Source organism: Micromonospora sp. PLK6-60 (assembly GCF_019890675.1).
In the GTDB taxonomy this organism is placed as follows: Bacteria; Actinomycetota; Actinomycetes; order Mycobacteriales; family Micromonosporaceae; genus Micromonospora.
In genome coordinates, this window is record NZ_JAIOAA010000007.1 from 23843 (window position 1) to 37778 (window position 13936).

Consider the following 13936-nt stretch of genomic DNA (forward strand, 5'->3'; position numbering starts at 1 on the left):
ACCGCGCCTTCCTCCGGCCCAGACACCGCGACTTGCCGCAGGAGGCGGCCCACGCCCGGTCCCAGGCCGGTCCGAGACGAGAAAGCCCGGCCCGCGCGGACGCGGACCGGGCTTTCGTCGACGGGGAAGGGCTCAGCCCTTGCCGGCGTGGCTGGCGAGCTGGTCGAGGCCGTTGATGATGCCGCCGGCCAGGTCGCCGCCGCCGAAGGCGGCCACCATGCTCAGCGCGGCCAGCTTGGCGTACGTGTCGGGGATGCGCTTGCGCGCGTACTTCCCGGTGATGATCTCCAGCTGGCGCTGGTTCGGGGAGACCGCGATGAGCACCGACTTGTCGGGCTCGGCGAGCTGCCGGTGCAGCCGCTCGGCGTGCTCCCGGATCGGCTCGTCCAGGCCGCCCACGTAGACCGAGAAGACCAGCCCGGTGCCCTGGTCGGCCAGGCGCAGGGCCTCGTCGATCCGCAGCAGCTGGCGGGTCGAGAACGGCCCGTCCAGCACCTGCGGCCGGCTGCCCGTGCCCGCCTCGGGCTGCATCTCACCAACGGTCACTTGCGCCTCCGGTTCCACCGGCCGGCGCCTCGACGCCGGCCTGCTCCTGCTTGCGGCTGGTCAGCGCGGGCGCCTGCGCCCCCGCCGCCAGGGCGGTGCCGGCCGAGTCGGCCAGCTGCTCCGGCCGGCCCAGGAACCAGACCGGAGTGAAGTCGAACCGCCGGCCCGGCCGGTAGCGCTTGGCGGGGCCGCCGCTGCCGCGGTTGCCGGCGAAGACCAGCCCGACGATCACCAGCACGACGGCCGCCGGGATGCCGACGAAGATCAGCGACGTCTCGGTAACAGACAATCCCAACGCCCCCAGGCGGAAGAGAGACCAGGAAGTTCCGGGTCGGATGGACGATCATGACACCGGCCGCCCGACTCCGCTTGTATTCACGTTAGCGGAGTCGACCGCTCGCCAGATTGCGGGGTGGTGATCCCACCCGTCACTCGCGTGCTCGACCTGCGCGGCGGTGGCGAGCAGCCGCGCGTCCTCGCCGTACCGGCCGGTGAGCAGGGCGCCGACCGGCAGCCCGGCGGCGGTGCGGCCGACCGGCAGGGACACGGACGGTTCGCCCGTCAGGTTGAAGATGGCGCAGTACGGCGAGAAGCGGCGTTGCCTGTCGAAATCCTCGGCCGGCTCGCCCTCGGTGAACCAGCCGACCGGCGCCTGCGGGGCCGCCAGCGTCGGGCAGAGCAGCAGGTCACAGCCGGCGGTGCGGCGGGCGCCGAGGCGTACCAGGCTCTGCAGCTCGCCGAGGGTGGTCATCAGGGTGGCCGCGCCCACCGCCGCTCCCCGCGCCCGCAGGTGGCGGGTCAGCGGCAGCAGGTCGCCCTCCCGGTCCGGCGGCACCGGGGCCAGCGCCAGGACGTACCAGACGGTCTCGAAGAGCGGCCAGGCGCGCGGCCCGAGCGGCGGGGGCACCTCGACCACTTCGTGGCCGGCGGCGGTGAGCAGCGCGGCGGCCCGGTCCACGGCGGCGACGCAGTCCGGATGGACCGGCGTGTCGGCCAGCATCGGCGTGGTGAACCGGCCGATCCGCAGCCGGCCGGGGGCGGCGGCGCGGGCCGCCGCCAGGTGGCCGCCGGCGGGCGCGGCGGGCGGCAGGTACGGCTCGCCGGGCACCGGTTGCCCGAGCACGTCCAGCAGCGCGGCGACGTCGGCGACGGTCCGCCCGATCGGGCCGTTGGTGGGCAGGCCGAACGCCCCGAAGCCGAGCGGCCCGCCGGAGACCAGGCCCCGGCTGGGCTTGTAGCCGACCAGGCCGCACAGCGACGCGGGGATGCGCAGCGAGCCGCCGCCGTCGGAACCCTGGGCCACCGGCACCAGGCCGGCCGCCACCGCGGCCGCCGCGCCGCCGCTGGACCCACCCGCCGTGTACGCCAGGTCCCACGGGTTGCGGGCCGGCGGCGCGACCAGCCCCTCGGAGTAGAGCGAACAGCCCAGCTCGGAGGTGGTGGTCTTGCCGAGGCTGACCAGGCCGGCGGCGGCCATGAACCGGACCACGTCGGCGTCGACCGGCGGCACGAAGTCGGCGAACGCCGCCGAGCCGAAGGTGGTGCGCACGCCGGCGGTCAGCGTCAGGTCCTTGATCGCCGTCGGTACGCCGTGCAGCGGGCCGCGCCGCGCCGCCGGCACCGCGTCGGCCGCCCGGGCGGCGGCGAGCGCCCGCTCGGCGGTGACGGTGACGAACGCGCCGACCGTGTCACCGAGCGCGTCGATCCGGCGGAGGTGGTGCTCGACCAGCTCCACGCTGGACAGCTCACCCCGGGCGATCGCGGCGGCCTGCTCCAGCGCGGTCAGGTCGTGCGGCTCGGCCATGGCCCCATCCTGCCCCGTCGGGCCGGCCCACGCCCGGCCCGACACAGCTCAGGACAGAGTTCCCGGCGGGGCCACCCACTCGGACCGGGGACCGCCGACCTCCGCCAGCAGGTCGTAGTCCCGGTCGTAGTGCAGGACGGTGGCGGAGTATTCGGCGGCGACCGCCGCGACCGTGAGGTCGGTGGGACTGACCGCCCGCTGATGACCCCGGGCGGTCAGTGCCAGTTGCAGGTCCCGGGCGCGAGTGGAGACGGCCGCGGTAACCGGAATCTCGACCATCAGCTGGGCGCGTCGGGCGCGGATCACCATCGCGTCGCGGAAGTCACGCGCGCTGCGGCCATCCTCAAGGTCGAGCGGTAGGCAAGTCGCCGCCAGGCCTTCCGCCAGGACAGCGGTCACCCGCTTCGCCACCAGGGGCTGCCGCATCCGCGCCCAGGCCGAGGTGTCGATCAGATAGAGGCCGGGGACTACGTTCACGCGGCGTCCTTCTCGCTGTCGGGCACCTTGTCGTCGTCGACGATGCCCGTCCAGTCACGGTCGATCGACAGGAGCTCCCGGATCGCCTCCATCCGCTCGCCGCGCTCGGCGACCAACCGCAACGCGGCGTGGATGGTGTCCTTCTTGCTCTTTGTCCCCAGCTCACGCCGGGCTCGTTCGAGCAACTCGTCGTCAAGGTCGATAACAGTCTTCACGCCTCGCAGTATATAAGCATCGCAAGTCTTTGTATATCGAGTCGCGCGCCGGCGGGGCGGTCAGCCGTGCAGGAAGCGCAGGGCGTTGCCGCCGAGCAGCGCGGCCCGCTGGACGTCGGTGAGGAAGTCGGACCGGTGCACCACCTGCCCCACCGGCCGCTCGCCCAGCGGGTACGGGTAGTCGCTGCCGAGCAGCACCCGGTCGGCGCCCATGGTGTCGACAAGCAGCCGCAGCGCGGCCGGCGCGAAGACCACCGAGTCGACGCTGAACCGGTCGACGTAGCTGCTGGGCGGGGCGGCGGAGGCCCCCCGCACCAGGTCACCCCGCCGGTGCCAGGCGTTGTCGGCGCGACCCAGCCAGAACGGGAAGCTGCCGCCGCCGTGCGCGAAGCAGATCCGCAGCGTCTCCGGAACCTTGTCGAACACCCCGCCGAGGATCAGCGCCAGCACCGACAGGTGGGTCTCGGCGGGCATCCCGGTCAGCCAACGGGCCATCCAGCGGTCCAGCCGGGGGCCGCCGGGCATGTCCCAGGGGTGCACGAAGACCGGGGCGCCGACCTGCGCGCAGTGGGTCAGGAACTGCACGATGCCGGCGTCGTCGAGATCCCGGTCGCCGACGTGGTTACCGATCTCCACGCCGGCGTGCCCGGCGGCGAGGCAGCGGTCCAGCTCGGCGCAGGCCGCGTCCGGGTCCTGCAACGGCACCTGGCAGAACGGCACCAGCCGATCGCCACCGGCCGCGGTGACCTCCAGGGTGAGGTCGTTGAAGATCCGGGCCACCCGGACGGCCTGGTCGGCCGGGCGGTCGTAGCTGAAGAAGACCGGCGTGGGCGAGACGACCTGCACGTCGACGCCGTCGGCGGACATGTCGGCCAGCCGGGTCCGCGCGTCCCAGCACGGCGCGCCGACCGGCCGGAACTCCCGCTCCCCCACCATGATCATGGCGGCCCGCTCGGAGTCGATCCGCAGCCACGGCCAGCCGGACCCGCCGCAGGCCGCGGCCAGATCCGGCCACCCCTTCGGTACGACGTGCGTGTGCACGTCGACCACCGGCGTGCGCGTCGGGTCCGGCTCGGCCATCAGCCCTTGCCCGGGTGCAGCGCGCCGCAGTTGCCGCAGGTTCGCGCCTTCTCGTCGGCATAGAACGCCTGGAACACCGGGGGCAGGTCGGCGGCGATGTCGCGGACCTGCAACTCCACCTCGTGCACCTTGTGGTGGCACTGCGGGCAGTACCACTGGAACTTCTCCAGCGTGCCCTCCTCGCGGACCCGCTCGATCACCATGCCGATCGAGCCGGCCTCGGGCCGCTGCGGCGAGTGCGGGGTGTTGCGCGGCAGCATCCACATCTGCCCCTCGCGCACGTGCACCGTCCGCGGCCCCTCGGGGAGCATCAGGTCGACGTGCATGTTGCCCTTGACCTGATAGAAGAACTCCTCGTACGGGTCGACGTGAAAGTCGGTGCGCTGGTTCGGCCCGCCCACCACCATGACGATGAAGTCGTCACTGCCCGGCAGCATCTCCTTGTTGCCCACCGGCGGCTTGAGCAGGTGCTGGTTCTCCCCGATCCAGCCGGAGAAGCTGAACGGCTCGGCGATCTCACTCACGATGACCTCCCGACGGAAGTAGCGCCACGGCCTGCATCTCGATCAGCAGGTGCGGGTGCGGAAGCTGGTGCACGGCCACCGTGGTCCGGGTCGGCCCGGTGGCGTCGAAGAACTCCGCCCACACCTCGTTGTATCCACCGAAGTCATTCATATTGACCAGGTACGACGTCACCTGCACCAGGTCGGCCAGCTCGGCGCCGACCGAGCGGAGCAGGTCCCGGATGTTCTCGACCACGGCCCGGGTCTGCGCCCGGATGTCCAGGTCGGTGGTGCCGAACTCGTCGACCGACACGCCGGCGAAGGTGTTGTCCGGCCGCCGTGCCGACGTACCCGACACGAAGACGAACCCGCCGGCCACCTTGACGTGCGGGAAGGCGCCGCGCGGCACGGCCTTTCCCGCGACGACCCGGGCCGTCATCGGGCCGCTCTTCGTTCGCGACTGCGGGGCTCGCAAACCCGGCTCACTCCTCGCGCTCACGACGAAGCCCTCAGGGAGGCGGTGCCGAGCTTCTCCACCACGGCGCGGACGTGGGCGCCCGGCCGCAGCGGCACTGCGGCGGTGGCCGCGCCGGCCAGGAAGACCCAGCCCTTGCGCAGCCGGACGCCGTGCCGGCCGGCCAGCCGCAGACCCTCGTCCAGCGCGCGGCGCGGGTCGCCGAGGATGGCCGCGGTCGAGCCGACCTGCGCCACCCGCCCGTCGATCTCCAGCAGCACGCCGAGGTTGTCCAGCCCGTCCGGCACCGGGGACCACGGCCCCACGGCGAACGCCGCCGCCGAGGTGTTGTCGGCGATCACGTCCGGCAGGGAGAACCGGAAGTCGGCGTACCGGGAGTCGATCAGCTCGATCGCCGGGGCGACCGCGCGGACGGCCCGGGTGAAGGAGCCGACCGGCTCGCCCGGGTCGGGCAGCCGGTCCAGCAGGAACGCCACCTCCGGCTCGACCCGGGGGTGGATGAAAGCGCCCACGTCGACGGTGCCGCCGTCGGGCACCCGCATCACGTCGGTGAGCCGGCCCCAGATCACCTCGTCCACCCCGACCTGGGCCATCTTGGCCTTGCTGGTCAGCCCCATCTTCAGCCCGACCAGCCGCTCGCCGCGGTCCAGGCGGCGCTGGAGCAGGGCGGTCTGCACCGCGTACGCGGCGTCGACGTCGAGGCCGGTCTCGGCGGCCAGCTGCGGGATCGCGGTGGCGGTGTCGGCCGCCGCGCCCAGCTTCTCGGCGATCCCCGCCACGTCCGGCCCGATCATGAGGTCTCCTTGCTGCCGGCCAGGTCCAGTGCCACGTCCACGATCATGTCCTCCTGGCCGCCGACCATCCGCCGCCGGCCCAGCTCCACCAGGATCGACCGGACGTCCACCCCGTACTTCGCCGAGGCCCGCTCGGCGTGCCGCAGGAAGCTGGAGTAGACGCCCGCGTACCCGAGGGAGAGGGTTTCCCGGTCGACCTGGACCGGCCGGTCCTGGAGCGGGCGGACGACGTCGTCGGCGGCGTCCATCAGCGCGAACACGTCGCAGCCGTGCTTCCAGCCGTGCAGCTCGGCGACCGCGACGAAGACCTCCAGCGGGGCGTTGCCCGCGCCCGCGCCCATGCCGGCCAGCGAGGCGTCCACCCGGACGGTCCGGCCGGGCGGGGCGTCCGGGCCGGCCGGCCCGGCGCCGAGGATCCGGCCGTGCTCGACCGCCAGCACGCTGTTCGCCACGCCCAGCGACAGGTTGTGGTGCGCGTGGATGCCGATCTGCGTCTCCGGTGCGAGCACCTGCCGGTACGCGTCGACCCGCGCCGCGACGTCGGACATCAGCAGCCGGCCGCCGGAGTCGGTGACGTAGACGCAGTGCGCCCCGTACGACTCCATCAGCTTGGCCTGCGCGGCCAGCCCGGCCGGGTCGTTCATGTGCGACATCATCAGGAACCCGGCGACATCCATGCCGTTCTCCCGGGCCCAGGAGATGTGCTGCGCGGAGATGTCGGCCTCGGTGCAGTGGGTGGCGATCCGCACGCTGGTCACCCCGAGCGCCTGCGCCGCCTTCAGGTCGGCGATGGTGCCGATGCCGGGCAGCAGCAGGGTGGTGAGCTTCGCGTTCGTCAGCACCTCGGCGGCGGCGGAGATCCACTCCGCGTCGCCGGCCGCGCCGTGGCCGTAGTTGACGCTGGAGCCGGCCAGGCCGTCGCCGTGCGCCACCTCGATCGCGGCCACCCCGGCCGCGTCGAGCGCGGCGGCGATGGTCCGCACCTGGTCCACCGTGTACCGGTGCGCGATGGCGTGCATGCCGTCGCGCAGCGTCACGTCCTGGATGTAGAGGTCGGTCATGCGGTGCCCCCCTGGTTCGCGACTGCGGGGCTCCGCTCCGCTGCACTCCTCGCGCTCACCCCGACCCCCTCCGAGCGCAGGGCCACCAGCCGCTCCGCGGTGCGCAGCGCGGCCGAGGTCATGATGTCCAGGTTGCCGGCGTACGCGGGCAGGTAGTGCCCGGCGCCGGAGACCTCCAGGAAGACCGAGACCTGAAGCCCGGTGAAGTGCCGCCCGAGCACCGGCGCGTACGTGTCCACCCGGTCGAACTGCACGTCCTGCTTGAGCCGGTAGCCGGGCACGTACTCCTGCACGGCGGCCACCATGTCGGCCACCGAGGCGGCGATCGCCGCCCGGTCCGCGTCGGCGTCCGGGCAGAGGCAGTAGACGGTGTCCCGCATCAGCAGCGGCGGGTCGGCCGGGTTCAGCACGATGATGGCCTTGCCGCGCCCGGCGCCGCCGACCACCTCGATGGCCCGGGCGGTGGTCTCGGTGAACTCGTCGATGTTGGCCCGGGTGCCCGGACCGGCCGACTTCGACGCGATCGAGGCGACGATCTCCCCGTACGCCACCGGGGTGACCCGGCCGACCGCGTGCACGATCGGCACGGTGGCCTGCCCGCCGCAGGTCACCATGTTGACGTTCGGCTCGCCCAGGTGCTCGTCGAGGTTGACGGTAGGCACCACGTACGGGCCGATCGCCGCCGGGGTCAGGTCGACCACGGTCCGGCCGTGCGCCCGCAGCACCTCGTCGTGCCGGCGGTGCGCGCCGGCCGAGGTGGCGTCGAAGACCAGCTCGACGTCGGCGAACTCCGGCATCGCCACCAGGCCGTCCGCCCCCTCGGCGGTGGTGGCCACGCCGAGCCGGCGGGCCCGGGCCAGGCCGTCCGAGGCCGGGTCGATCCCGGCCATCGCCACCATCCGCAGGCGCTCACTGAGCCGGAGCACCTTGATCATCAGGTCGGTGCCGATGTTGCCCGACCCGAGCACCGCCACACCGACGCTCATGAGGCCCCTTCCGAGGAGAAACAGGTACGCACCGAGCCGAGCCCGGAGATCCGCGCCTCGTACGCGGCGCCCGGGGTGACCGGCACCATCGGGCCGAGCGCGCCGGAGAGCACCACGTCACCGGCGCGCAGCGGGTCGCCGGCCCGGGCCATGGTGCCGGCCAGCCACTCCAGGGCGTGCAGCGGGTTGCCGAGGCAGGCCGCCCCGGCGCCGACGGACACCGGCTCCCCGGCGTGTTCGAGGACCATCCCGGCCAGCCGCAGGTCCACGTCGGCGAGCCGGCGGGGCCTGGTGCCCAGCACGAAGAGCCCGCTGGAGGCGTTGTCGGCGATGGTGTCCACGATGGAGATGTCCCAGCCGGCGATCCGCGAGTCGACGATCTCGATGGCCGGCAGCACGTGGTCGACGGCCCGGATCAGGTCGACCGAGGTGACCCGCTCGTCGGGCAGGTCCGCGCCGAGCACGAAGGCGATCTCCGCCTCCACCCGGGGCTGGAGCAGCCGACCGATCGGCACCTCGACCCCGTCGCCCACCGACATGTCGTCGAAGAGCACCCCGAAGTCGGGCTGGAAGACGCCGAAGCTCTCCTGCACCGCCCGCGAGGTCAGGCCGATCTTCGCGCCCACCCGCCGGTGCCCCTTGCCGAGCCGCTGCCGGGTGTAGACCTGCTGCACCTGGTACGCGGTCTCGATGTCGCCCTCCGGCAGCAGCCGCCCGCGCAGCGGCGGGCACGGCTTCTCCTGCTGCCGGGCCACGGCCAGTTCCCGGTTGGCGGCCTCGATGTCCACGGTCGTCCCCGTCCCTCGCTGCGCTCGCTGACGCCGTGCATTCTGCCCGCCGCGCGCACTCATGAGAGGTCCACGCAGACGTTTGTCAGCTCGGAATAGAAGTCGAGCGAGTGCACGCCGCCCTCCCGGCCGACGCCGGACGCCTTCACCCCGCCGAACGGGGTGCGCAGGTCGCGCAGGAACCAGGTGTTCACCCAGACGATCCCGGCGTCCAGCCGGGCGCCGGCCCGGTGCGCCCGGCCCACGTCCCGGGTCCAGACCGTCGCGGCCAGGCCGTAGTCGGTGCCGTTGGCCAGCGCGTACGCCTCGTCCTCGTCGTCGAACGGGGCGACGTGCACCACCGGGCCGAAGATCTCCTCGGTGTTGGTGCGGGCGTCCGGCCCGAGCCCGGTCAGCACGGTCGGCCGCACGTACGCGCCACCGTCGCGGGCGTCGCCGAAGCGCGGCACCCCGCCCCCGGTCAGCACCTCGGCGCCCTCGGTGCGGGCCAGGTCGTAGTGGCCGAGCACCTTGTCCCGGTGGGCGTGCGAGATCAGCGGCATGTTCACCGTCGCCTCGTCGGCCGGCCAGCCGTACGCCAGCTCCCCGGCCCGCTTCGCCAGCCGGGCGGTGAACTCCTCGAACACCGGCCGCTGCACGTAGATCCGCTCGGTGCAGAGGCAGACCTGGCCGCCGTTGGTGAAGCTGGACCGGACCGAACCGGCCACCGCGGCGTCCAGGTCGGCGTCGGCGAAGACCAGGCCGGCGTTCTTGCCGCCCAACTCGAAGCTGACCGCCTTCACCCCGTCGGCGGCGGCCCGCATGATGGCGCTGCCGGTGGCCGACTCGCCGGTGAAGGTGATCGCGTCCACCCCCGGGTGCCGGGTGAGGAACTCGCCGGCCGAGTCCGGGCCGAAGCCGTGCACCAGGTTGAACACCCCGTCGGGCACGCCGGCCGCGGCCATCACCTCGGCCAGCAGGGTGGCCGACGCCGGGGTTTCCTCGCTGGGCTTCACCACCACCGCGTTGCCGCAGGCCAGCGCCGGGGCGACCTTCCAGGTGAGGAGCAGCAGCGGCAGGTTCCACGGCACGATCACCGCGACCACGCCGACCGGCTTGCGGACCGCGTAGTTCAACGCCCGGCCGCCGGTCGAGGTGACCGTGGTGAACGACTCGGTGGGCGCGGTCGCCACGATCTCGGCGAACGCCCGGAAGTTGGCCGCGCCGCGCGGGATGTCCAGCGTACGGGCCTGGGAGATGGCCTTGCCGGTGTCCGCCACCTCGGCGGCGACCAGGTCGTCGAAGCGCCGTTCCAGCTCGTCGGCGATCCGGCGCAGCACCTCGGCGCGCTCCCGCTCCCCCGTCCGGCCCCACGGCCCGCGCAGCGCCGCCCGCGCCGCGGCGACCGCGTCGTCCACCGTGCCGCGATCCGCCTCGACCACCTCGAAGACCGGCTCGCCGGTGACCGGGCTGCGCTTGGTGAACCGGCTGCCGGCGGCGACGAACTCGCCGCCGACGAAGTTGCGCAGCAGGCCCGGCCCGTCCGGCGCGGTGCCGGCCATCAGCCGCGGATCCCAGCGCGTCATCCCCGCCTCCCCCGGCCGATCAGGGCGCCGACCGCGCCGGCCAGCAGCGCCGCCGCCCCGGCGGCGGCCACCCCGACCAGTTGGTGCTGCCGCCGCACCCGGCGGCGCACCTCGGCGTACGGGGTGGTGGAGAAGGAGACCAGCTCGTAGCGGGAGACGTACCGGCCGGGCAGGGCGCGTTCCAGGGCGTGTTCGATCCGCTTGCCGGCCCGGAACAGCGGGGAGGCAACCTTGTCCCGCATCTCCACGAAGTTGGCCAGCGCCATCCGGGCGATCGCCTCCGCGTTCTCCTGCCGCCGCGCCTGGTAGAGCGGCAGCGCCGCGGCCCATTCGTCGGCGCACTCGTCGAGGCAGCGGTCCAGCTCGACGACGTCCTCGAACGCGCAGTTGGCGCCCTGGCCGTAGAACGGCACGATGGCGTGCGCCGCGTCGCCGACCAGCGCCACCCGGCCGTCGACCTGCCAGGGCGCGCAGCGGACCGTGCCGAGCACGCCGACCGGGTTGTGCTGGTAGTCGTCCACCAGGTTGGGCGCGAGCGGGATCAGGTCCGGGTAGTGCTCGGCGAAGTGCTGTTCGATGGCGGCCGGGCTGCCCAGCGAGGCGAAGCTGGCCGTGCCGTGGGTCGGCCAGAACAGCGTGCAGGTGAAGGAGCGGTCCGGGTTCGGCAGCGCGATCATCATCGAGGTGCCGCGCGGCCAGATGTGCAGGGCGCCCGGGTCGAGGGCGAACTCGCCGCCGACCGGCGGAATGGTGAGTTCCTTGTAGCCGTAGTCGAGGAAGTCCAGGCTCTCGGTCAGCACCCCGTACCCGAGGAGTTGCCCGCGCACCGCGGAGCCGGCGCCGTCCGCGCCGAGGACCACCGCGGCGGTCTCGGCGACCTTGCCCTGCGGGGTCTCGAAGGTCAGCTCGCCGGTGGTCGGGTCGAGGCCGACCAGCCGGTGGTCGAAGGCGATCCGCACGCCGGGCAGCGCGGCGGCGGCGTCCAGCAGGGCGTTGTTCAGCGCGCCCCGGCTGATCGAGTTGATCGCCCGGTCGCCGGCGACGCTGTACGACTGGAACTGCTGCTCGCCGGCGACCGGGTGGATCATCCGGCCGCGCATCGGCAGCGCGTCGGCCATCACCCGCTCGTCGAGCCCGATCCGGCGCAGCGCGTCCAGGCCCCGCTCGGAGAGCGCCAGGTTGATCGACCGGCCCCGCTCGACCTTGCCGGTGCGCGGGTCCGGCCGCCGCTCGTAGAGCGCCACCGGGTAGCCGCGCCGGGCCAGGTAGCAGGCCAGCAGGCAGCCCGCCAGCCCGGCGCCGACCACCGCGATCTCGTCCCGCTCGCTCACCGGCCCACCTCCGAAACGGTCGCGGCGAGCGCGTCGGCGACCCGCCAGCAGTCGTGGTACGTCGAGTAGAGCGGCACCGGCGCGAACCGGACGATGTCCGGCTCCCGGGCGTCGGCGATCACGCCGTGCTCGTGCCGCAGCCGCTTGGTCAGCTCGTTGGCGCTGCCCGTCCCGATCCGGACCGAGAGCTGGCAGCCGCGCCGGGCCGGGTCGCGCGGGGTGACCACGGTCAGCGGCCGGCCGGGGACCACCTCGTCCAGCAACTGCTCCAGCCAGCCGGTGAGCCGCAGGCTGCGCTCCCGCAGCGCGGTCATGCCGACGGAGTCGAACAGCTCCAGCGAGGTGCGCACCGGTCCCATCGCGAAGATCGGCGGGTTGGAGATCTGCCACGCCTCGACGGTGGCCGGCGGCCGGGAGACCGGGGTCATCTCGAACCGGGTGGCCGCCTCGGTGCTCCACCAGCCCTCGAACCGGGGCAGGTCGGCCCGGCCGAGGTGCCGCTGGTGGACGAAGACGCCGGCCAGCGCGCCCGGCCCCGAGTTCAGGTATTTGTAGGAGCACCAGGCGGCGAAGTCGACGTCCCAGTCGTGCAGCGCCAGCGGGACGTTGCCCACCGCGTGCGCCAGGTCCCAGCCGACCACCGCGCCCGCGGCCCGCCCGGCGGCGGTGATCGCGGGAATGTCCAGCAGCTCGCCGGTGAGGTAGTTGACCCCGCCGAGCAGCACCAGCGCCACGGTGTGCCCCTCGGCGGCGAGGAGGTCCACCACATCGGCGGTGCGCAGGGTCTCCTCGCCGGCCCGGGGGCGCAGCCGGATCACCGTGGCGTCCGGGTCCAGGCCGTGGAACCGGGCCTGGCTGCGCACCGCGTAGCTGTCCGACGGGAAGGCGCTGTCCTCGATGACGATCCGGGTGCGCTCCCCCGCCGGCCGGTAGAAGCTCACCATCAGCAGGTGCAGGTTGACCGTCAGGGAGTTCATCACCACGGTCTCCGCCGGCAGCGCGCCGACCAGTCGCGCGGCCGGCGCGGTCAACAGCTCGTGGTACGGCAGCCAGGGCCGCTCGGCCTCCAGGTGCCCCTCGACGCCGAGCCGCCGCCAGGCGTCCAGGTCGGCGAGGAGTTCGTCCCGGGTGGCCCGGGGTGGCAGGCCGAGCGAGTTGCCGGCCAGGTAGGCGACCTCGGGATACCGGCCGCCCTCGGCGGGCGGCACGTGGAACAGGTGCCGGCGCCCGGGGTCGGCGGCGTCGCGGCGGTGCGCCTCGGCTTCGGTGTGCATGCTCCGCTCTCCGGTCACATCGCGGTCCGGGCGGACCACAGCTCGGGGAAGAACACCCGGGCCATGCTGCGCTGCAACCAGGCCAGCCCGGCGGAGCCGCCGCTGCCGACCTTGGCGCCCATGGTCCGCTGCACCGCCTTGACGTGGTGCCAGCGCCAGTCGCTGAAGCGCTCGGCGACCTCGGTCAGCGCCTCGCCCAGCAGCCGGAGGTGGTTGTCCGGGCCGCCGTCGGCGTAGATGCGGACCCAGGCCGCCTCGACGGCCGGGTGCGTCTCGTGCTCGACGGTCAGGTCCCGGGTCAGCAGCTCGTCGGGGATGTCGAAGCCACGCCGGGCGAGCAGCCGCACCACCTCGTCCCAGAGGCTCGGGGCGGCCAGCGCGGCAGTCAGCTCCGCGTGCACCTCGGCCTGCCGGCGAAACGGCCGGATCAGCGCCGGGTCGCGCAGGCCGAGCACGAACTCCAGCTGCCGGTACATCGCCGACTGGAAGCCGGAGCCCTCGCCGAGCTGGTTGCGGAACCGGTTGAAGTCGGCCGGGGTCATCCAGCGCAGGCCCTGCCAGGCGGCGTTCAGCCCCTCCAGGTGCAGGGCGGCCCGGCGCAGCGCGGGCAGCGCCTCCCAGATCCGGTTGGCGCGCAGCTCCCGCTGGGCGTGGCGCAGCTCGTGGCAGGTCAACCCGAAGTACAGCTCCATGATCTGGCTGACCATCAGGAAGGACATCTCGCCCGGGTCGTCGCTGAGCGGCTGCTGCAACCCGTGCAGGGTGCTCGCCCGCACGTACGCGTCGTAGGGCACCCGGTCGGCGAACTCCAGCGTCGGCTCGCCGCCGTTGCGGGCCGCCCGGGCGGCCCGCTGCCGGGCGGTGGCCGGGCGCACCGCCGCGGTCATCGTGGGCGCCCGCAGGTCCGACTGTTCCACCTGTCGTCTCCCTCCGTCGGCCGGTAGCGTCATGATCTCGCGGTCGGAACGGCCAATGGAATGCCGGATCAACGGCACTGCGGCAGTTCGGCCTATCGCTTGAAAAGCCGTTACGGTTTC

At 73.6% G+C, this 13936-nt stretch carries 16 protein-coding genes; all 16 read right to left on the bottom strand.

Features of this window, described 5'->3' with window-relative positions; genetic code table 11:
- Nucleotides 1-132: 132 nt before the first annotated feature.
- From K7640_RS15400 to K7640_RS15475, 16 genes are read right to left on the bottom strand one after another with little or no spacing between them, the layout of a single operon-like run.
- The gene (locus K7640_RS15400; protein ID WP_222955523.1) at nt 133-546 is read right to left on the bottom strand and encodes a DUF5130 family protein; all 414 of its coding nucleotides are present in this window, start codon (nt 544-546) and stop codon (nt 133-135) included.
- Nucleotides 533-835 (bottom strand): hypothetical protein, encoded by a 303-nt coding sequence (locus K7640_RS15405; protein WP_222955782.1) that lies wholly within the window; start codon nt 833-835, stop codon nt 533-535. Before K7640_RS15405 ends, K7640_RS15400 begins: the two co-directional genes overlap by 14 nt.
- Before the next feature lie 54 nt (nt 836-889).
- A complete protein-coding gene (locus K7640_RS15410) occupies nt 890-2350 on the bottom strand; it encodes an amidase (protein WP_222955524.1) in 1461 nt (486 codons plus the stop codon).
- Between the two features lie 48 nt (nt 2351-2398).
- Entirely contained in the window at nt 2399-2827 is a 429-nt protein-coding gene (locus K7640_RS15415; protein ID WP_222955525.1) for a PIN domain-containing protein, read from the bottom strand.
- A complete protein-coding gene (locus tag K7640_RS15420) occupies nt 2824-3042 on the bottom strand; it encodes a type II toxin-antitoxin system VapB family antitoxin (RefSeq protein WP_222955526.1) in 219 nt (72 codons plus the stop codon). The genes K7640_RS15415 and K7640_RS15420 overlap by 4 nt, the downstream gene beginning before the upstream one ends.
- A 60-nt stretch (nt 3043-3102) precedes the next feature.
- Entirely contained in the window at nt 3103-4122 is a 1020-nt protein-coding gene (locus K7640_RS15425) for an amidohydrolase family protein (protein WP_222955527.1), read from the bottom strand.
- Entirely contained in the window at nt 4122-4646 is a 525-nt protein-coding gene (locus K7640_RS15430; RefSeq protein WP_222955528.1) for a 3-hydroxyanthranilate 3,4-dioxygenase, read from the bottom strand. Before K7640_RS15430 ends, K7640_RS15425 begins: the two co-directional genes overlap by 1 nt.
- Entirely contained in the window at nt 4639-5064 is a 426-nt protein-coding gene (locus K7640_RS15435; protein ID WP_222955529.1) for a RidA family protein, read from the bottom strand. Before K7640_RS15435 ends, K7640_RS15430 begins: the two co-directional genes overlap by 8 nt.
- A 56-nt stretch (nt 5065-5120) precedes the next feature.
- Complete coding sequence (locus K7640_RS15440; protein WP_222955530.1) at nt 5121-5894, bottom strand: 2-keto-4-pentenoate hydratase; 774 nt, start codon at nt 5892-5894, stop codon at nt 5121-5123.
- Nucleotides 5891-6955 carry a 4-hydroxy-2-oxovalerate aldolase gene (gene dmpG / locus K7640_RS15445; protein WP_222955531.1) on the bottom strand — a complete coding sequence of 355 codons (1065 nt, stop codon included), beginning with the start codon at nt 6953-6955 and terminating at the stop codon, nt 5891-5893. Before dmpG ends, K7640_RS15440 begins: the two co-directional genes overlap by 4 nt.
- Nucleotides 6952-7941, bottom strand: a complete 990-nt coding sequence (locus K7640_RS15450) for an acetaldehyde dehydrogenase (acetylating) (protein WP_222955532.1) — start codon at nt 7939-7941, stop codon at nt 6952-6954. Before K7640_RS15450 ends, dmpG begins: the two co-directional genes overlap by 4 nt.
- Entirely contained in the window at nt 7938-8792 is an 855-nt protein-coding gene (locus tag K7640_RS15455; protein ID WP_222955533.1) for a 2-keto-4-pentenoate hydratase, read from the bottom strand. The genes K7640_RS15450 and K7640_RS15455 overlap by 4 nt, the downstream gene beginning before the upstream one ends.
- Nucleotides 8789-10270 carry a 2-hydroxymuconic semialdehyde dehydrogenase gene (locus K7640_RS15460; protein ID WP_222955783.1) on the bottom strand — a complete coding sequence of 494 codons (1482 nt, stop codon included), beginning with the start codon at nt 10268-10270 and terminating at the stop codon, nt 8789-8791. Before K7640_RS15460 ends, K7640_RS15455 begins: the two co-directional genes overlap by 4 nt.
- A gap of 20 nt (nt 10271-10290) precedes the next feature.
- The gene (locus K7640_RS15465; RefSeq protein ID WP_222955534.1) at nt 10291-11625 is read right to left on the bottom strand and encodes an NAD(P)/FAD-dependent oxidoreductase; all 1335 of its coding nucleotides are present in this window, start codon (nt 11623-11625) and stop codon (nt 10291-10293) included.
- Nucleotides 11622-12899 (bottom strand): kynureninase, encoded by a 1278-nt coding sequence (gene kynU, locus K7640_RS15470; RefSeq protein WP_222955535.1) that lies wholly within the window; start codon nt 12897-12899, stop codon nt 11622-11624. Before kynU ends, K7640_RS15465 begins: the two co-directional genes overlap by 4 nt.
- A 14-nt stretch (nt 12900-12913) precedes the next feature.
- Nucleotides 12914-13786 carry a tryptophan 2,3-dioxygenase family protein gene (locus K7640_RS15475; RefSeq protein ID WP_255609191.1) on the bottom strand — a complete coding sequence of 291 codons (873 nt, stop codon included), beginning with the start codon at nt 13784-13786 and terminating at the stop codon, nt 12914-12916.
- Nucleotides 13787-13936 lie beyond the last annotated feature (150 nt).